The organism is Acidovorax sp. Leaf160 (assembly GCF_001424265.1).
In the GTDB taxonomy this organism is placed as follows: domain Bacteria; phylum Pseudomonadota; class Gammaproteobacteria; order Burkholderiales; family Burkholderiaceae_C; genus Paracidovorax.
Window position 1 is genome coordinate 370,815 of sequence record NZ_LMOV01000012.1, and the last position, 19,281, is coordinate 390,095.

General features: G+C 66.2%; 16 protein-coding genes. 11 read left to right on the forward strand and 5 right to left on the reverse strand.

Annotation, left to right across the window (positions count from 1 at the left end; all coding sequences use genetic code 11):
• Positions 1 to 56 precede the first annotated feature (56 nt).
• Positions 57 to 2,933 carry an EAL domain-containing protein gene (locus tag ASF94_RS08260; RefSeq protein WP_056664180.1) on the forward strand — a complete coding sequence of 959 codons (2,877 nt, stop codon included), beginning with the start codon at positions 57 to 59 and terminating at the stop codon, positions 2,931 to 2,933.
• On the opposite strand, the gene dusA is transcribed toward ASF94_RS08260, so the two are convergent.
• From dusA to ASF94_RS08275, 3 genes are all read right to left on the reverse strand, one after another.
• Complete coding sequence (gene dusA / locus ASF94_RS08265; protein ID WP_056664182.1) at positions 2,917 to 3,930, reverse strand: tRNA dihydrouridine(20/20a) synthase DusA; 1,014 nt, start codon at positions 3,928 to 3,930, stop codon at positions 2,917 to 2,919. The two genes, ASF94_RS08260 and dusA, sit on opposite strands and share 17 nt — an antisense overlap.
• 440 nt (positions 3,931 to 4,370) lie before the next feature.
• Positions 4,371 to 4,583: a hypothetical protein gene (locus ASF94_RS08270; RefSeq protein ID WP_056664186.1), complete on the reverse strand. Its 213-nt coding sequence runs from the start codon at positions 4,581 to 4,583 to the stop codon at positions 4,371 to 4,373.
• A gap of 240 nt (positions 4,584 to 4,823) precedes the next feature.
• A complete protein-coding gene (locus ASF94_RS08275) occupies positions 4,824 to 5,459 on the reverse strand; it encodes a GntR family transcriptional regulator (RefSeq protein WP_056664189.1) in 636 nt (211 codons plus the stop codon).
• A gap of 116 nt (positions 5,460 to 5,575) precedes the next feature.
• Between ASF94_RS08275 and scpA the strand changes: the two genes are divergently transcribed.
• The 10 genes from scpA to ASF94_RS08325 all read left to right on the forward strand — a co-directional run bounded on the left by scpA (position 5,576) and on the right by ASF94_RS08325 (position 16,213).
• The gene (scpA, locus tag ASF94_RS08280; RefSeq protein ID WP_056664193.1) at positions 5,576 to 7,744 is read left to right on the forward strand and encodes a methylmalonyl-CoA mutase; all 2,169 of its coding nucleotides are present in this window, start codon (positions 5,576 to 5,578) and stop codon (positions 7,742 to 7,744) included.
• Positions 7,745 to 7,774: 30 nt separating this feature from the next.
• Positions 7,775 to 8,095: a hypothetical protein gene (locus tag ASF94_RS08285; RefSeq protein ID WP_156382451.1), complete on the forward strand. Its 321-nt coding sequence runs from the start codon at positions 7,775 to 7,777 to the stop codon at positions 8,093 to 8,095.
• Between the two features lie 8 nt (positions 8,096 to 8,103).
• Positions 8,104 to 8,508, forward strand: a complete 405-nt coding sequence (locus ASF94_RS08290) for a type II toxin-antitoxin system VapC family toxin (RefSeq protein ID WP_255355238.1) — start codon at positions 8,104 to 8,106, stop codon at positions 8,506 to 8,508.
• Positions 8,509 to 8,518: 10 nt separating this feature from the next.
• A complete protein-coding gene (meaB, locus tag ASF94_RS08295; RefSeq protein WP_156382482.1) occupies positions 8,519 to 9,541 on the forward strand; it encodes a methylmalonyl Co-A mutase-associated GTPase MeaB in 1,023 nt (340 codons plus the stop codon).
• Between the two features lie 29 nt (positions 9,542 to 9,570).
• On the forward strand, positions 9,571 to 11,103 hold the full coding sequence (locus ASF94_RS08300; protein WP_056664205.1) for an acyl-CoA carboxylase subunit beta: 1,533 nt from the start codon (positions 9,571 to 9,573) through the stop codon (positions 11,101 to 11,103).
• 14 nt (positions 11,104 to 11,117) lie between these two features.
• A complete protein-coding gene (locus ASF94_RS08305) occupies positions 11,118 to 11,657 on the forward strand; it encodes an NYN domain-containing protein (RefSeq protein WP_056664210.1) in 540 nt (179 codons plus the stop codon).
• Between the two features lie 61 nt (positions 11,658 to 11,718).
• Positions 11,719 to 13,827 (forward strand): acetyl/propionyl/methylcrotonyl-CoA carboxylase subunit alpha, encoded by a 2,109-nt coding sequence (locus tag ASF94_RS08310; protein WP_056664212.1) that lies wholly within the window; start codon positions 11,719 to 11,721, stop codon positions 13,825 to 13,827.
• Between the two features lie 115 nt (positions 13,828 to 13,942).
• Complete coding sequence (locus ASF94_RS08315) at positions 13,943 to 14,410, forward strand: VOC family protein (protein ID WP_056664888.1); 468 nt, start codon at positions 13,943 to 13,945, stop codon at positions 14,408 to 14,410.
• Positions 14,411 to 14,744: 334 nt separating this feature from the next.
• Positions 14,745 to 15,812: a biotin synthase BioB gene (gene bioB / locus ASF94_RS08320; RefSeq protein ID WP_056664215.1), complete on the forward strand. Its 1,068-nt coding sequence runs from the start codon at positions 14,745 to 14,747 to the stop codon at positions 15,810 to 15,812.
• Between the two features lie 149 nt (positions 15,813 to 15,961).
• Positions 15,962 to 16,213 (forward strand): hypothetical protein, encoded by a 252-nt coding sequence (locus ASF94_RS08325; RefSeq protein ID WP_056664218.1) that lies wholly within the window; start codon positions 15,962 to 15,964, stop codon positions 16,211 to 16,213.
• Positions 16,214 to 16,304: 91 nt separating this feature from the next.
• On the opposite strand, the gene ASF94_RS08330 is transcribed toward ASF94_RS08325, so the two are convergent.
• Positions 16,305 to 16,514, reverse strand: coding sequence for a hypothetical protein (locus ASF94_RS08330; RefSeq protein WP_235505300.1), 210 nt, complete (start codon positions 16,512 to 16,514; stop codon positions 16,305 to 16,307).
• A 230-nt stretch (positions 16,515 to 16,744) separates the two neighbouring features.
• Positions 16,745 to 18,817, reverse strand: coding sequence for a TonB-dependent receptor (locus ASF94_RS08335; protein WP_235505301.1), 2,073 nt, complete (start codon positions 18,815 to 18,817; stop codon positions 16,745 to 16,747).
• Between the last annotated feature and the right edge of the window lie 464 nt (positions 18,818 to 19,281).

The window sequence follows — 19,281 nt, forward strand, 5'->3', positions numbered from 1 at the left end:
CTGTAGGAGGCGGACTTCAAACCCCGTGTTACAAGCCGTGCGAGGCTAGGGCCTCCATGAATTTAGTCCCAAGTTGGCATGGCCGCTCCCTTCAGGCAGGGCGCTGGCACGCACGCCTGTTCATCGCCCCGGTGCTGGTCGTGGTACTGCTCGGCTTCAACTACGTCTACTGGCGGCAGGAGCAGCGTGCTCTGGACATCCGCCGCACGCAGTCGTTCGAGCGGGCGGTCGACCGCACCCTGACGACCTTGTCCGACCGCATGGACGCCTACGAAATGGTGCTGCGCGGCGTGAAAGGCTTTTTCGACGCGTCCGACCGCATCAGCCATGCTGAATTCCGCGCCTACGTTGATGCACTGCAGTTGCGCTACACGCGGCCGGGCCTGCAGGGGTTGGCACTGCTGGAGAGGGTGAACCCTGCGGAGGCCGCAGACACTCTGGCTGCGTCCGCATCGTCCTGGGCAACGAACATCGGGAGCAAAGCGCCCCTGTCGCCCCCGCCTGGCGAGGACATCGCGCTGACCATCGATACGCATGCACCGGTGACCCACCACCAGCCGCTCACTGCCGGCAATCTGGAACTGTTGGCACTGGAAGCCGCGACCCGGCCGGCCACGCGTGAAGCCATGCTGCGCGCTCGGGACACCGGGCAGCTGGCGCTGACGGGCCCGATCCCCGACCCCGCCGATGGGGGTGCGAGTCTTGCGATGTACCTGCCGCTGTATCAACCCGGCAGCGATGCAGACCCGAGCAGCGTGGCGGACCGGCGCGCGCAGATCCACGGCTGGGTGGCGGCGCCTTTCCGCGCGGCCGACATCGTGGGCGGACTGAAGGACCAGTTGGACCCTGACGTGGCGATCGCCATCCTGGATGGCCCCTCCCTGGTAGGCGGCTCCCTGGTATATCGGAGCGAGGCCGCATCCGACAGCGGGTTGCCGTCACGTGCCCCGCTCTCCACCGCCATCCGCTCGATGAACGTGGGCGGCCGGCGCTGGACGGTCGAGCTGAATTCGCTTCCGGCTTTCGACCGGCGCTTCGACCGCGGAAACCACCACAACATCGCCATGCTCGGCGTGCTGCTCAGCCTGCTGGCCGGGTGGTTCGTCAGCCGGCAGTCCAGTTCGCACGAGCAGGCGCTGACACTGGCCCGCAGCATGACGGGCGAGTTGCGCGCCACCCGGGACGCGCTGGAGAGCACGCTCAATGCGGTGCCCGACGTGCTGATCGAATTCGGGCTGGACGGGCGCATCCACCACTACCGCTCTTCGCGGGAAGACCTGCCCGCCCTGCCGGCGCAGCAATTCATCGGCAAGGCGGTGGGCGACGTGCTGCCGGCGGCGGCGGCCGCCGCATGCCTTGCGGCGCTGCAGGAGGCACATGCGCGCGGCTACTCTTCGGGGCAGCAGTACGCGCTGGAATCGGCAGGCGGCACCCGTTGGTTCGAGCTGTCGGTGGCACGCAAGACCCAGGGCGCACCCGCGCCGGGCCCGCGCCGCGCCGTGGACGCGCCCTTCGCTGGTGAACCCCGTTTCATTGCGCTGTCTCGCGACGTCACGCGCCGGCATGAAACCGAGGCCGCCATGCACCGGCTCGCGTACTACGACGCGCTGACCGGCCTGCCCAACCGCCGCATGCTGCTGGAGGCACTGCGGCAAGCCATCGCGGCCGGTGTGCCAGCGGCTGGCAGCCCGGCGCAAGATACCGCGCCGGGTGCCGCGCTGGGTGCCATGGCTGCCGCCATCGGTGGACTGTTCTACATCGATCTCGACAATTTCAAGCAGATCAACGATGCCCGTGGCCACACCGTCGGCGACAGCTTGCTGGTGCAGGTGGGCGCGCGCCTGACCGCGCTGGCCGGTGCCGGTGAACTGGTGGCGCGCCTGGGCGGCGACGAATTCGTGGTGATGGCGCCACGGCTCGGAGCCAACGAGGCGCAGGCCCGCGAGGCGGCGCAGACCCTCTCCGTGCGGCTGCGCGACCGGCTGGACCAGCCGTACACACTCGGCGAAACGCTCTACGGTAGCACCGGCAGCATCGGCGTCACCCTGTTTCCGCGCAGCGGCGAAGGCGCTGAAGACCTGCTGCGCGAAGCCGACACGGCGATGTACCAGGCCAAGCGGCTGGGCCACAACCGCGTGTGTTTCTTCGAGCCTGCCATGCATGCCGAGGCCCAGGAGCGGCTGGCGCTGGAGCAGGACCTGAAGCAGGCGGTGGCTGACGATGCGTTGGAGGTCTTCGTCCAGCCGCAGGTCGATGGCGCAGGGCGGTTGATGGGCGGTGAACTGCTGCTGCGGTGGAGGCATCCCCAGCACGGCATGGTGTCACCGGCCCGCTTCATTCCCGTGGCGGAGGAATCGGGCCTGATCCTGCGGATGGGTGAGCGTGTGATTCGCCAAGCTTGCGCGTCCCTGGCGGCGCTGAACGCCCGGGGCCACGCGCTGTCGATATCGGTCAATGTCAGCCAGCGGCAGTTCCGGCAGGACGATTTCGTCGCCAGCGTGCACCAGGCCCTGCAGGCCAGCGGTGCCCCCGCGTCGCAGTTGATCCTGGAGGTGACCGAAAGCCTCCTGGTGGAGAACTGGGAAGACGCCGTTCAGCGCATGACCGAGTTGGGCCAGCTGGGCGTGCGCTTTTCCATCGATGACTTCGGCACGGGATATTCCAGCCTGGCGTATCTCAAAAAGCTGCCGCTCTACGAGCTGAAGATCGACAAAAGCTTCGTGCAGGATGCGCCCACTGACCCAAGCGATGCCGCCATCGTGCAGGCCATCCTGTCCATGGCGCGCCATCTGCATCTGCGGGTGGTGGCGGAAGGGGTGGAGACTGCGGCGCAGGCGGACTTTCTGCGCGCCCACGGGTGTGGCGGACTGCAGGGCTACCTTTTCGGCCGCCCCGAACCCCTCTCGGAGTGGATGCTCAGGCTGCAGGCGTGAGCGCTGCTGGGTCTTCCACCCTCACCGCCCCTTGGCGCGGCATCGGCCCCAGCGCCGCGGCGGCCAGGGCAGCCACCTCGCGCGCGGGCAGGGCCTTCAAGCGGTGATCGCTCCACAGCTGGCGCCAGCGGCGTGCGCCGGGCAGGCCGTGGCGCAGTCCCAGCATGTGCCTGGCGATGGCGTACCAGTGGGTGCCGTGTTGCGCCGCCTCCCGTTCCATGTAGTCCACCATGCGCGCTTCCACGTCGTCGCGGCGGAGGTCCGGCGCCGTCGTGTCGCCATGAAACGCTGCGTCCCAGCCCGCCAGCCACCAGGGGTTGTGATAGGCCTCGCGGCCCACCATCACGCCGTCGAGCACCGCCAGTTGCTCCAGCACCGCATCGTCGGTGGTGAAACCGCCGTTGATGGCGATGGTCAGGTGCGGGAAATCGGCCTTCAACTGCGCTACCACGCCATAGCGCAGCGGCGGAATCTCGCGGTTCTCCTTGGGGCTCAGGCCCTTCAGCCAGGCGTTGCGGGCATGGACGATGAACACCCGGCAACCCGCCTCGGCCACCGTGCCGATGAAGTCGCGCACGAAGCCGTAGTCCTCGCCTTTGTCGATGCCAATGCGGTGCTTGACTGTGACAGGCACGCCGACCACATCGACCATCGCCTTGACGCCATCGGCCACCAGTTGCGGCTCATTCATCAGGCAGGCGCCGAAAGCGCCGCGCTGCACCCGCTCGCTGGGACATCCGCAGTTCAGGTTGATCTCGTCGTAGCCCCATTGCTCGCCCAGCCGCGCAGCCTGGGCCAGCTCGGCAGGCTCGCTGCCTCCCAGTTGCAGGGCGACGGGGTGCTCCTCGGCATTGAAGCGCAGATGCCGCTCCACGTCGCCATGGATCAAGGCGCCCGTCGTGACCATCTCGGTGTAGAGCAGGGTGTGGCGGGTGAGCAGGCGATGGAGGTACCGGCAGTGCCGGTCGGTCCAGTCCATCATGGGCGCCACGGACATGCGCCAGGGGTTGCGGGTTGCTTGGGGGGCTTGAGGGTCAAGCGGTTGCGCGATGGTGGGCGCCATATCGGTTCGTCCTGTGGGTTTCTGGCCGCACCCGGTCGGCTGGAATCGTCCTGCGACTGGGCTGCGCGCTCGCGATGTCAGTCGCCGCGCGCCGCGCGCAGGGTGCGGTGGGCCGCCCCATCGAATCCGTGGCAAGACGGAGTGACGCATGGCGTCACGCGAATCGAGCAGGCGGAAGCATTTGCCGACCCTCACAGAGAAGGTGGGCCTGGGGGCGCGCAGTGGGGATTATCTCAGCGCCCGCAAGCACCTGGTAGCGCAAGGGTGCAGCGGTACAAGGGGCCTGCCCTTATTAGCCCCGAGGTGACACTCGTCGAGCCGGCCTGCCAGGCGGTGCGGCCCCCGTTCGACTTGACGCACGCAAGCTCGCGCGCTTATGGCTTGGGGTCTTCTCCGAGTACGTCGAGCACGGGCTTGTCCGACCACTCCTGCGCTGTGTCCAGCGTGGGCGCGGGCATGGCCTTGCCTGACGGCTGCCGATCTTGGCCGGGCTGCTCGTCGGTGCCGACGGGCACGGCGGAAGGCGGGCGCGGCAAGCCTTCCGGCACGGGTTGCACAACGGGGTGGTCTTGGGGATCGCTGGACATGGAGAACTCCTCTGATCGGGTGGACGGGTGGATGGACCACCATCAGACCGCATCGGACAAGCCGGCAAGGTGAGTTTCCAAGCGGGGCGAGCGTAGGCGAACCGCTTCGTTGCCGCACCTGACGCGCTCCGTGCGGCTTGGAGGGGGGGCGTGGTGCGTTGCACCGGTAAGGAGCGCCCAGCCGCCTGCCGCAGGCTCTTCAAAAAGCGGTGCGGGAGTCTCTTCAGCGTGGTGAGCGCGTCACGCAGCGGCTTCCAGCCCCTGCTCGAAATGGGCTCGCGTGGCTTGAACCGCCGCCTGGGGGTCGCGTGCGCGCAGCGCTTCCAGGATCAGTGCGTGCTCCTGCAGCGAATCCGCGATGCGCCCGTGCTTCAGCAAAGAGTTGTGGCGGTTGAGCTTCATGACCTTGCGCAGGTCGGCCACCATCTGGTTGCGCCAGCGGTTGTCCGCCACCTCCAGCAGGCGCATGTGAAAGCGTTCGTTGATGGCAAAAAACCGGTCCCGGTCGGCGACTGCAGCGGACAGGTCCGCATGCAAGGCCTGCAATTCCAGCAGCTGTGCGTCCGTCGCGCGGCTGGCGACCACGCCCGCTGCGTCGCTCTCCAGGAGGGCGAGCAGGTGATACACGTCACGCAGATCCTTGTCCGACACTTCCGTCACATAGGCGCCACGGCGCAGCTTCATCGTGACCAGGCCTTCCGCCGCCAGCACCTTGAGGGCTTCGCGCAGGGGCGTCCGGCTGATGCCGAACTCCTCGGCGATCTTCAATTCGTCGATCCAGCTGCCGGGCTCCAGCTCGCGGCGGAAGATCCGCTGGCGCAATGCTTCCGCCACCTCTTCATAGAGGGCGCGAGGCGACAGGGTGAGCGCGGACATGCGCGGAATGTACTGGAAAAAAACTATAAATTAATAATTACGGAGGCGTAGAATGCAGCGAAGATTGACGTGGACGTCAACACCGCACGGCACCGCAACCAGACCCTCGCAGAGACATGAGCCAAAGCAAATCTGATTCTCTCTTCCCACCTGCAGACCTGGCCGCGTGGACCCAGGCGGCCGCGAAATCGGCACCGGGTGGCGATCTCTCTGCCCTGGACTGGGTCACGCCGGACGGCATCACCGTCAAACCTCTCTACACCGCCGCCGACACGGCCGGATTGCCGTACGCCAACACTCTGCCCGGGTTCGAGCCCTACCTGCGCGGTCCCCAGGCCACCATGTACGCCGTGCGGCCTTGGACGATCCGCCAGTACGCCGGCTTCTCTACCGCCGAGGAGTCGAATGCCTTCTATCGGAAGGCCCTGGCTGCCGGCGGGCAGGGCGTTTCGGTCGCTTTCGACCTGGCCACCCACCGGGGCTATGACTCCGACCATCCCCGGGTGACCGGCGACGTCGGCAAGGCGGGCGTGGCCATCGATTCGGTGGAGGACATGAAGATCCTCTTCGACCAGATTCCCCTCGACAAGGTGAGCGTGTCGATGACCATGAACGGCGCCGTGCTGCCGGTGCTGGCAGGCTACGTGGTGGCGGCGGAAGAGCAGGGCGTGTCGCAGGCGCAGCTGAGCGGAACCATCCAGAACGACATCCTCAAGGAGTTCATGGTCCGCAACACCTACATCTACCCGCCCAAGCCCAGCATGCGGATCATCGGCGACATCATTGGCTACACGGCCAGGAACATGCCGAAGTTCAACTCCATCTCCATCAGCGGCTACCACATGCAGGAAGCCGGCGCCAACCAGGCGCTGGAGCTGGCGTTCACGCTGGCGGACGGCAAGGAATACGTGAAGACAGCCATCGCCTCGGGCCTGGACGTGGACGCCTTCGCCGGGCGCCTGTCGTTCTTCTGGGCCGTGGGCATGAACTTCTACCTGGAGATCGCCAAGATGCGCGCGGCGCGCCTGCTGTGGTGCCGCATCATGAAGGAGACGGGCGCCAAGAACCCCAAGAGCCTGATGCTGCGCACCCACAGCCAGACCAGCGGCTGGAGCCTGACCGAGCAGGACCCGTACAACAACGTGGTGCGCACCACCATCGAGGCCATGGCAGCCGTCTTCGGCGGCACGCAGAGCCTGCACACCAACGCGCTGGACGAGGCCATCGCGCTGCCCACCGAGTTTTCGGCGCGCATCGCCCGCAACACGCAGCTCATCATCCAGGAAGAGACCCACATCACCAACGTGGTGGACCCCTGGGCGGGCAGCTACATGATGGAAAAGCTGACCCAGGACATGGCCGACGCGGCGTGGAAGATCATCGAGGAAGTCGAGGCCATGGGCGGCATGACGGCGGCCGTCGATTCCGGCTGGGCCAAGCTCAAGATCGAGGCGGCCGCCGCCGAGAAGCAGGCGCGCATCGACTCGGGCAAGGACGTGATCGTGGGCGTGAACAAATACAAGCTCGCCAAGGAAGACCCGGTCGACATCCTGCAGATCGACAACGTGAAGGTGCGCGACAGCCAGATCGCGCGGCTGAACGATATCAGGGCGAAACGCGACGCGGCGCAGGTGCAGCAGGCGCTGGATGCGCTCACTTCTGCAGCAGAAACCGGTGAAGGCAATCTGCTGGACCTGGCGATCAAGGCCGTGCGCCTGCGCGCCACGGTGGGCGAGGTGAGCGACGCGCTCGAAAAGGTCTACGGGCGCCACCGCGCCGACACCCAAAAAGTGACCGGTGTGTACGCCGCCGCCTACGATTCCGCCGAAGGGTGGGACAAGTTGAAGACCGAGATCAACGCCTTTGCCGAAGCGGAGGGCCGCCGCCCCCGGGTGATGATCGCCAAGCTGGGCCAGGACGGCCACGACCGGGGCGCGAAGGTGGTGGCCACGGCTTTTGCCGACCTGGGTTTCGACGTGGACATGGGGCCGCTCTTTCAGACGCCCGAGGAATGCGCCCGCCAGGCGATCGAGAACGACGTGCATGCCGTGGGTGTCTCCACCCTGGCCGCCGGGCACAAGACGCTGGTGCCCGCCATCATCCAGTCGCTGAAGGACCAGGGGGCGGACGACATCATCGTGTTCGTGGGTGGGGTGATTCCTGCGCAGGACTACGACTTCCTTTACGAGGCGGGCGTCAAGGGCATCTATGGGCCGGGTACGCCGATTCCGGCCAGCGCGAAGGATGTACTGGAGCAGATTCGGGCTAAGGTGGTGAGCGAGTGATACAGTAATACGGTATTACAGGAGTCAGCCATGGCCGTATCCGTTCGTATGGACCCGTTGACGGAAAAGGAGCTGGAGCTTGCCGCCCGCCGTCAGGGAATCACCAAGTCGCAATTCATCATCAACGCAGTGGAGCGGGCGTTGGGTCGCAAGGACCCAGCAGCGCTGTTCCACAAGGTGATGGACGACTCTGCGCGCTATCGCGTGGAGGACGAGCTTCCCGATGAAGCGCTTTCTCCCATCAAGGCCGCCTTGCGCCAGACCCTTCGCGCACGCCATACGCAGGAGCAGGATGACTACGCCGCTTACCTGAGCGAGCGCCAATCCCAGGTCCCTGGAGGCGCGGATTGAAGTTGTGTTTGCTCGATACAGGCCCGATGGTCGCGTTGTTCGACGAGGGTGAGCGTTTCCACGCGCACTTCAGGCGACTCATGGTGGACGCACCGGTTTCCATGCGGATGCACACCACCTGGGCCTGCGTGACAGAGGCCAGCCACCTGTTGGGCCCCCGCCGCCGGCTGGCCTTGCTGCAGTGGATCGCCCACGGTGCGGTGCAGGTGTTCCCTTTTGACGGCCAGGATCTGCTGGAGATGTGCGTGTGGATGGAGCAATACACCGAGCAGCCCCGCACGGAAATGGATCTGGCCGATGCTTCTCTCTATTGGCTGGCCTGCGAATCCGGAGTGGCTCAGATCCTGACCACCGACGTGCGTGATTTCTCGCGCTATCGCCTGCCCGATGGCCGCGCCTTCGACATCCTCTGATCCGCAAATGATGCCTCTGCCTTTGCTTCAGTCCTTGTTGGAGGGTGCGCCCATGGTCCAGCGCCGCGCCATCGCCAAATCCATCACTTTGCTCGAATCGACCCGCGCCGACCACCGCGCCCACGGCGACGAACTGCTCACGGCACTGCTCCCGCACACCGGCAAGGCGTTCCGCCTGGGCATCAGCGGCGTACCAGGCGTAGGCAAGTCCACCTTCATCGAAACACTCGGCCTTTTTCTGATCCAGCAAGGCCACCGCGTGGCGGTGCTCACCATCGACCCGTCCAGCACCGTCTCCGGCGGCTCCATCCTGGGCGACAAGACCCGGATGGAGCAGCTCTCCGTCCATCCGCAGGCCTACATCCGCCCCAGCCCGTCCAGCGGCACCCTGGGCGGCGTGGCCGAGAAGACCCGCGAGGCCATGCTGGTCTGCGAGGCCGCCGGCTACGACGTGGTGATCGTCGAGACCGTGGGCGTGGGCCAGAGCGAAACGGCAGTGGCGGGCATGACCGACATGTTCGTGCTGATGCAACTGCCCAACGCGGGCGACGATCTGCAGGCCATCAAGAAGGGCGTGATGGAGATCGCCGACCTGGTGGTCATCAACAAGGCCGATATCGACAAGAACGCCGCCACCCGGGCGGAGGCGCAGATCACCTCCAGCCTGCGCCTGCTGGGCATGCACGGCAACCCCGACCACGCCACGCACGGCGCGCTGTGGCAGCCGCGCGTGCTGCAGATCAGCGCGCTGCTGGGGCAGGGTGTGCAGGCGTTCTGGGAAGCCGTCACGCTCTACCGCCAGATGCAGACTGCCAACGGCCGCCTGGCGCTGCGGCGCGAAAAGCAGTCGCTGGCGTGGATGTGGGAACGCATCGACGCCGGCCTGAAACAGGCGTTCCGCCAGCACCCCGAAGTGCGCGCGTTGCTGCCCGCCCTGCAGGCCGACGTGGCGGCGGGGCGTGTCGCGGCATCGACCGCAGCAAGAAATCTGCTCGCAGCGCAAGGCCGTCCAGCGCTGCCAGCTATCAAATAAATAGCATCATCACCGAAAGGGCGACCCACATGCAGGACATCCTCGAGCAACTGGAGCAAAAGCGCGCGCTCGCCCGCCTGGGCGGCGGGCAAAAGCGCATCGACGCGCAGCACAAGAAGGGCAAGCTCACCGCGCGCGAGCGCATCGAGCTGCTGCTGGACGACGGCACCTTCGAAGAGTGGGACATGTTCGTCGAGCACCGCTGCACCGACTTCGGCATGGAGGCCAACCGCCCGCCGGGCGACGGCGTGGTGGCCGGCTACGGCATGATCAACGGCCGCCTCGTCTTCATTTTCAGCCAGGACTTCACCGTCTTCGGCGGCGCGCTGAGCGAAACGCACGCCGAGAAGATCTGCAAGGTGATGGACCAGGCCATGAAGGTGGGCGCACCGGTCATCGGCCTGAACGACTCGGGCGGCGCCCGCATCCAGGAAGGCGTGGCCTCGCTCGGCGGCTATGCCGACGTGTTCCAGAAGAACGTGCTGGCCAGCGGCGTGGTGCCGCAGATCAGCATGATCATGGGCCCCTGCGCCGGGGGCGCCGTGTACTCGCCCGCCATGACCGACTTCATCTTCATGGTGAAGGATTCGAGCTACATGTTCGTCACCGGCCCCGAGGTGGTGAAGACGGTCACGCACGAGGACGTCACGGCCGAGGAACTGGGCGGCGCCATCACGCACACCACCCGCAGCGGCGTGGCCGACATGGCGTTCGAGAACGACGTGGAGGCGCTGATGATGCTGCGCCGCCTGTACAACTACCTGCCGCTCAACAACCGCGAAAAGCCGCCCGTGCGGCCCAGCAACGACCCGGCCGACCGCAAGGACCTGAGCCTGGACACGCTGGTGCCCGACAACCCGAACAAGCCCTACGACATGAAGGAGCTGATCCTGAAGACGGTGGACGATGGCGACTTCTTCGAGCTGCAGCCCGACTACGCGAAGAACATCGTCATCGGCTTCGCCCGCATGGAAGGCCAGACCGTGGGCATCGTCGCCAACCAGCCGCTGGTGCTGGCGGGTTGCCTGGACATCAAGTCCAGCATCAAGGCCGCCCGCTTCGTGCGCTTCTGCGATGCGTTCAACATCCCGGTCATCACCTTCGTGGACGTGCCCGGCTTCATGCCCGGCACCAGCCAGGAGTACAGCGGCATCATCAAGCACGGCGCCAAGCTGCTCTATGCGTATGCCGAGTGCACCGTGCCCAAGATCACCGTCATCACCCGCAAGGCCTACGGCGGTGCGTACGACGTGATGAGCTCCAAGCACCTGCGCGGCGACGTCAACCTGGCCTGGCCCAACGCCGAGATCGCGGTGATGGGCGCCAAGGGCGCGGTGGAGATCATCTTCCGCGAAGAGAAGAAAGACCCGGAAAAGCTGGCCGCCCGCGAGGGCGAATACAAGAAGCGTTTCGCCAACCCGTTCGTCGCCAGCGCCCGGGGCTTCATCGACGACGTGATCCTGCCGCATGAAACCCGCAAGCGCATCTGCCGCAGCCTGGTGATGCTGCAGAACAAGAAGCTGGAGAACCCGTGGCGCAAGCACGGGAACATTCCGCTGTGACGTTGGCACGCCCCATGAAGACCGTCTGGATCGTGGATGGCGCCTACCTCTTCAACTACGGCAAGAGCCGGCCCTTCGACTATCTCAAGCTGAAAAACGAGATCACGCGCCTGAACGGCGGGCCGCTCTACGAGAGCTACTACCTGAACTCGGCGAGCGATCCGGCCACCGATGCTCAGAATGCATTCCACTCGTGGATCAAGACGGCGCCGCCGATCGGGCCGAAGTTCCGCGTGCAGCTCTACAAGCTCAAGCGCATGCACGCCCACTGCCCGAGCTGCAACCACGCGTTCGACCGATCGGTGCAAAAGGGCGTGGACGTGGGCATTGCCACTCTGATCATCAAGCTGGCGGCCCAGAACGTGTACGACCGGCTGATCCTCTCGGCTGGTGACGGGGATTTCGAGGACGCCATCTCCTACGTGAAGTCTGAGCTGCACAAGGAGGTGTGGGTCTCAGGCTCCACCTCCAACCTGTCGCCCGATCTGCAGTCGTATTCGGACAACGTGCTCTGGATGGAAGACATGAGCCCGGCCATCGACCGGCATGGCTGATCCCGCGCCAGCAAGACAAGACCCCTGAACTGCCTGTCAGAACCCTCCATCTCCCAACACCATGTTCACCAAAATCCTGATCGCCAACCGGGGCGAAATCGCATGCCGGGTCATCGTCACCGCCAAGAAGATGGGCATCGCCACCGTGGCGGTGTTTTCCGATGCGGACAGGGAAGCGCGCCACGTCAAGCTGGCCGACGAGGCCGTCCACATCGGCGCCGCGCCCTCGCGCGAGTCTTACCTGCTGGGCGAGAAGATCATCGCGGCCGCCAAGCAGACCGGCGCGCAGGCCATCCACCCGGGCTACGGGTTCCTGAGTGAAAACGAGGCCTTCGCCCAGCGCTGCGAAGACAAGGGCATCGCCTTCATCGGGCCCAAGGCGCACTCCATCGCGGCCATGGGCGACAAGATCGCCTCGAAGAAGCTGGCCAACGAGGCGAAGGTCAACACCATCCCCGGCTGGAACGATGCGATCGAATCGGCCGAGCGGGCGGTGCAGATTGCGCGGGACATCGGCTACCCGGTGATGATCAAGGCCTCGGCGGGCGGCGGCGGCAAGGGCCTTCGCGTGGCGCATGACGACAAGGAGGCGCTGGAGGGCTTCGCCGCCTGCCAGAACGAGGCCCGCAACTCCTTCGGTGACGACCGGATCTTCATCGAGAAGTTCGTGCAGCAGCCGCGCCACATCGAGATCCAGGTGCTGGGCGATTCGCAGGGCAACGTCATCTACCTGAACGAGCGCGAATGCTCCATCCAGCGCCGGCACCAGAAGGTGATCGAGGAGGCCCCGTCGCCCTTCATCAGCGACGCGACCCGCAAGGCGATGGGCGAGCAGGCCGTGGCGCTGGCCAAGGCGGTGAAGTACCAGTCGGCCGGCACGGTGGAGTTCGTGGTCGGCAAGGACCAGGACTTCTACTTCCTGGAGATGAACACCCGCCTCCAGGTGGAACACCCGGTGACCGAATGCATCACCGGGCTGGACCTGGTGGAGCTGATGATCCGGGTTGCGGCGGGCGAGCCCCTGCCGCTGACCCAGGCAGACGTGAAGCGCGACGGCTGGGCCATCGAGTGCCGCATCAACGCCGAGGACCCGTTCCGCAACTTCCTGCCCTCCACGGGCCGGCTGGTGAAGTTCCAGCCGCCGGCGCAGACCCTGTTCGCCGGTGGCGTCGGGGATAGGGCGGCGAGCCCGGCCGCCCGCGCGGCCGAGGCGCCAGCGCGCGAGGCGGGCACGACGGGCTACGGGGTGCGGGTCGACACCGGCGTGTACGAGGGCGGTGAGATCCCGATGTACTACGACTCGATGATTGCCAAGCTGATCGTGCATGGCATCGACCGTGACGATGCCATCCACAAGATGCGTGCCGCGCTGAACGGCTTCGTGATTCGCGGCATCAGCAGCAACATCCCTTTCCAGGCGGCGCTGCTGGCCCACCCCCGATTCGTTTCCGGCGACTTCAACACCGGCTTCATCGCGGAACATTACGCCCAGGGCTTCCATGCAGAAGACGTGCCGCACGACGATCCGCTCTTCCTAGTGGCCCTGGCCGCATTCATGAACCGCCGCTACCGGGCGCGGGCCTCCGGCATCAGCGGCCAGCTGGCCGGGCACAACGTGAAGGTGGGCGAGCGCTTCGTGGTCGTGGTGCTCGGCGCCGACGGCCAGCACCAGCACCATGAGGTGTCCGTCACCGACTTTGAAGGCAAATCGGGCTCCAGCGCAGTATCCGTGGGGGGCAATAGCTATCAAATCAGTAGCAGTGCGACCTTGGGCGAGATCCGCGTGCAGGGGCAGTGCAACGGAGCCGCGTTCACGGCGCAGGTGGAGCGCGGCACGGCGCGCAACCCGCTGGCGCTGCGCATCGCACACAACGGCACGCAGATCGATGCGATGGTGCTGTCGCCGATGGGAGCGGAGCTGCACCGCCTGATGCCCTACAAGGCGCCGCCCGATCTGAGCAAGTTCCTTCTCTCGCCCATGCCCGGGCTGCTGGTGCAGGTGGCCGTGGAGCCGGGCCAGAAGGTGCAGGCGGGCGAGAAGCTCGCGGTGATCGAGGCCATGAAGATGGAAAACATTCTTTTCGCCGCGCAGGACGGGGTGGTGTCCAAGGTGCTGGCAGGCAAGGGCGAGTCGCTCGCGGTGGACCAGGTGATCGTCGAGTTCGAGTGAATTTCCAGTCATTTTGGCTGTCAGCGCCGATCCCGCCTGCGCTGGCCGCTATGTAATCGATAGCATCGGAGTCATCATCGTGAACACCACACCCTCTGGCAGTCCGGCCGCGACCCTGGCCGGGCCGCGGCCCTTCAAAGTGCTGGGCATCCAGCAAATCGCCCTTGGCGGCACCGACAAGGACAGGCTCAAGACCCTGTGGGTCGACATGTTGGGCCTGCGGCAGACAGGCACCTTCCGCAGCGAGCGCGAGAACGTGGACGAGGACATTCTGGCCATGGGGCAGGGCGCGCATGCGGTGGAGGTGGACTTGATGCAGCCCCTGGACCCGAACGCCAAGCCCGCAGTGCATGCCACGCCGCTGAACCATGTGGGCCTCTGGATCGACGACCTGCCGGCTGCGGTGGAATGGCTGACGGCGCGCGGCGTGCGCTTCGCTCCGGGAGGCATCCGCAAAGGGGCTGCCGGCCACGACATCACCTTCCTGCACCCCAAAAGCAACGAAGAGTTCCCGATTGCGGGCGAGGGGGTGCTGGTCGAGCTGGTGCAAGCCCCGGCCGAGGTTATTTCGGCGCTGGGTTGATCGGCCGCCCGGCAGGCGCGCGGTAAACGTTCGTCATCTTCGCTCAGCCAGGCGGCAGCGCACTGGCGGGTTGCCGGCATAAGCGGTGTTTTTCCCCGCACTTGCATTCAGCCGCTTGCGGGTGTGTGCAACTGCCTTCGATCTTCTGGCAACGAGCTGCTTAATCGCGTCAACCCACCACGCGAATTGGCCGACGTTGACGACGGTCTTCGGGCCCCGTGTTTCTGAGGCCCGGACCTGGATCGCCCGCTTTTTCTGCCACAGAATCCGCCCATCTCGTGCCGCGCACCCTGGTCCGCGCGGCGCAACCGCACCGTAGACGAGTACTGCTGTCATGACCCTCACCGCCACGCCCCCTGCCCACGAAAACGCTGCCGCTGCCCTCAGCCAGGCTCCGGCCGCCGCCGTGCAACTGCACCGCCGGCCCGCTGCCGCAGCGTCTGCGCCGTCCGGCCCCTGGACGATCGACGCCATTCAGGCGCTGCTCGACAAGCCCTTCATGGACTTGCTCTTTCAGGCGCAGACCGTACACCGGGAGCATTGGCCCGCGGGCGACGTCGAGCTCGCCACCCTGTTGTCGGTCAAGACCGGCGGGTGCCCCGAAAACTGCGGGTACTGCCCGCAGTCCGCCGAGTTCGACACCGGCGTGAAGGCGCAAAAGCTGATGAGCGTGCAAGAGGTGACGGCCGCCGCGCAGGCTGCCAAGGATGCGGGCGCCACCCGCTTTTGCATGGGCGCCGCCTGGCGCGCGCCGAAGGACCGCGACATCGAGAAAATGGGCGAGTTGATCGGGGCTGTGAAACGCCTTGGCATGCAGACCTGCGCCACGCTGGGCATGCTCGAATCCCATCAGGCCACCGCGCTGCGCGACGCAGGGCTGGACTACTACAACCACAACCTGGACACTGCACCCGAGTACTACACCGACGTGGTCAGCACGCGCCAGTACCAGGACCGGCTGGACACGCTCTCGCACGTTCGCGCTGCCGGCATCAGCGTGTGCTGCGGCGGCATCATCGGCATGGGCGAGGCGCCAGTGCATCGCGCCGGCCTGATCGCCCAGTTGGCGAACCTGAATCCTTACCCTGAATCGGTGCCGATCAACAGCCTGGTGCGGGTTCCGGGCACACCGCTGGCGGACAGCGAGCCGGTCGACCCGTTCGACTTCGTGCGCGTCATTGCCGTCGCCCGCATCACCATGCCCCGTGCGCGGGTGCGGCTGTCCGCCGGTCGCCAGCAGATGGGCGAAGCCGTGCAGGCGCTGTGCTTCATGGCGGGCGCCAATTCGATCTTCTACGGTGACAAGCTGCTGGTGACCGGCAATCCGGATGTCGAGGCCGACGTGGCGTTGCTCGCCAAGCTCGGTCTGCCGGGCCATCGCCCTGCGGGAGCCGGCGCCTGAGGGCAGGCGGTACCGCGACGCGGGCTGTACCGAGGTGCCTGGGCCGCCCCGCGCGCCAGGGCGCGCAATCGGCCTACGCCTGCGCATTGCGGTCGTTTGCACAATGGGGTGGATCCTCGACACACCATCTGTTCCCAGGGAGCCCGCCCATGAAATCCACCACATCCGCTTCCGCCCAGCAGGAAACCGTCTTCGGCGTGGCCGATGGGGCCACCTATTCCGGCATGCTGTGCCTGCGGGACGACGGCCGCTATTACTTCTCGCAAGCCCAGGTGGATGGCCACAATCTGCCCATGCCCGACCAGCAGTGGGCATCGCGTGACGAGGCCGTGAAGGCGCTGGCGGGCATGGCGTCTGGCAGCCTGCCGGCGCAATCCACGCAGCCATCTTCCGCGAGCTGATCAGCCGCCAGGGCCAGCGGGGCGCTGGGATGCCGGCCGCATACCGGCGCGGTGCCGAGGTGCGCCCTCGTCGATCAGCCTGCGCGTGGGATCAGCGCGACCACTTCCGCTCGGGCTTTTCCTTGACCGTGATATCCACGGCCTTCTGAACCAGGGGTTTTCCGGTGACTGCGTCCGAGGCGACGACGTCTTCCAGTTGCAGCTTCTGCACCTCGGTGTGGGTGGTCTGCTCCAGGTCGTCGAGCACGGCGGCCACTTTTTTCTCGGCTTCTTCGACTGCGGCGGATTTGGCTTGGGGCATGGTCTTCCTCATCAGGTTCTGCCGGCATCGTCACCGTCTTTTCCCGACCAGGCTCGGATCTGAAGTCGCCTGTTCCTGTCGGCCAACGGCTCGAACCTGACGTCGGCCCCTGCGGCCGGGACGGTGGTACCCCGCCGCGCTTCTTGCCTCCTGTGGCGCGCGTGGCTCAGCGCTGAATCCGCTCCGCCACCACGCCACCACACCACCACGCAGTCAGCGGGTCAGCCGCCTTACCACTTCACGTTCAGCGAAACATAGGCCGTGCGACCCGCGTCGGGCGAGAAGCTGGGCTGCGCGCTGCCGGCAGGCCAGAAGAAGTTGTCCCACCAGACGTAGGCGAACTTTCGGTTGGTGATGTTCTTCACCTGCAGATCGACGCTGACGGCTTTGGAGAGTGCATACCTGGCGTTGAAATCCAGCAGCACGAACTCGCCAAACTTGCCCTGGGCGTTCAGGTCGTCGATGAAGTAGCTGCCTTGCGCCCGTGCCTGCAAGCCAAGTCGGAGTGGTTCGGTCACCTGGTAGTCCGCACCGGCGTTGCTGATGTGGCGAGGCGTGGAGAACACTTCCTTGCCCGCCAGTGAGGTACCGGAGGCCGTGAAGCCCCGGCGCACCTTGGCTTCCTGGATCGAATGCGACGCCCAGAGCGTGACTGCGGAGCCCACGCGCGTGGATGCCTGCAGGTCCACGCCCCGGCGACGGGTGGCGCCCAGCGCCACGTTGGTGCCCGTGCTGGGCATGTTGGCCACTTCGTCGGTCGCGTCCTGCTGCCATACGGCCACCCTCAGATCGGTGCGCGCAGAGGGCTTGTACTTCACGCCGACCTCTACCCCGGTGTTGATGGAGGGCGCGAACGTTTCCTGGCCCCCCGAGGTGATGTAGGCCGGCGCCCGTGAGCCGGTCAGGATCTGGAAAGTGCGGCCCCAGTTGGCATAGACGCTGGCGGCTTCGCTCACGCTGTAGACCATGCTGAGCTTGGGCTGCTTGATCCAGCCGTAGTCCTGCAGCGGCCCGGTGACACCGCTCGGGCTCAGCGACGCATGGCCGTTGAACTTGTCCAGCCGTACGCCCGGAATGATCTTGAGCCGGTCGCTCGCCTTGTAGATGCCCTGCAGGTAGAGCCCCACGTTGTCCAGCGTGTACCGATCGTCGTTCGACACGTGGGTCGGGTTCTCGAAGTGGGTGGGCACGGCGTAGGCGTAGCGCAGGCGCTGGTACAGGTTCTTCTGGTGTTCCAGCTGGATGCCGCCATCCACCGTCCAGGCGTCGTTGGCACGCCAGGTGGCCGTGCTCATCAGACCGGTCTGGTCCTCGTCCCACACCCGGCGCTGGCGGGGCAGGTTGTTCAGGCTGCGCGCAGGGCTGTCGGTGAAGGTGACCCGGCGGTCGTCGTCGTAGTGGTTGAAGTAGAGCCTGGTGTTCAGAAACAGGGCCGGGGTGGCCTGCCAGTCCAGGTGCAGGCTCAGGTGATGCATGCGCCGGTCGTCGGCGTCATGGGCGTTGTGCAGGGCCGACTGCCGGCGGTCCTGCTGCATCTGCGTGGCCGTCATGAAACCGGGTTCCTCTGCCTTGTGCGAATAGAGGCGCGCGACGGCCCCGGCCTTGAGCCGGCCATCGCTGGAGGTCAGGAACCACTTGCCACCCAGCGAGTATTTCTCGGAGTCGGAATGCGCGCGGCTGCCGTCCGATACCTGGTGCGCCACAAAATAGTTCTGGGCGAATCCTTCGGACTCGCGGCCCACGGCCATCTGCACCTCGCGGGTGCCATGGCTGCCCACGGTGGCGCGGGCGTCGGTGTAGTCGCCCCCTTGACGGGTCCCGAAATTGATGTTCCCACCGATGTTGTGCAGCCCGTAGCGTGGGTCGTTGGTGCCGCGCACCACCTCGATGTAGTCGAGTTCCAGCGGAAAGATCATGTCCATGAACCGCTGGTTGCCGCTGTTGACGTTGCTGGGAATGCCGTCGATCAGCACCTTGATGCCGTTGATGTAGCCCTCGCCATTGAACGCGCGGAAGGTGGCCTTGCCCGACTCGGCGCCCATGCGGGTCTCGGTGAGCTGCACGCCGGGCAACTGGCCCAGCAGTTCCCAGCTTTGCATCACGTTCTTGTCCTCGATCTTGTCGGCGCCGAGGATGTCGACCGACGTGAGCAGGCTGGTGGGTGACAGGGCGCCACCGGCACCCGAATGCACTGGCACCTCGCCCAGCGTGACGACCGGTTCGCCCTCGGCGCGTGCGGCGGTGTGAAGGCAGGCGATGGCGGCCGCCACGACGATGGGCCGCATGTAGAAAGAATAAGACACGAAAAACTCCCGGGGCCGGCAGCCCCACTCCATGAACGAATCACCGCGCGCCCGCAGGCAGCCGGCTGCGAGCCGTGCGCCAGGGGCGCGGAATCGGCTGCAGGCGGCACCGGCACTCCGTCAGTCATCGGGAGCGAATGGGCGCGGTCGAAGTCAGGCGGGCAAAGAGGGAGGGGCCCGGGAGGCCGGGGTGAGCCATGCAGGCTCGGTGTGGAGGGCGCGAGCGACGTCGCTCGGCGCCGGCGGCTGGAAAGCGGTGGCGCTGCCGGGCGCAGCGTCTGCGCCGCTGGAGAGATGCTGACTTGCCAGGTGGGCGCAGACCAGGCAGGCGTCCGCCGTGTGTGCGTGCCCGGATTCGGCCGGTGGGGCTTCGGTGCCCCGCGCAGCGCCTTCCGCAGCGATTTCATCCGAAAGCGTGGCAGCGGTTGCCGAAGCTGCGGCCAGCAGAGGCGCCGACAGTCGCA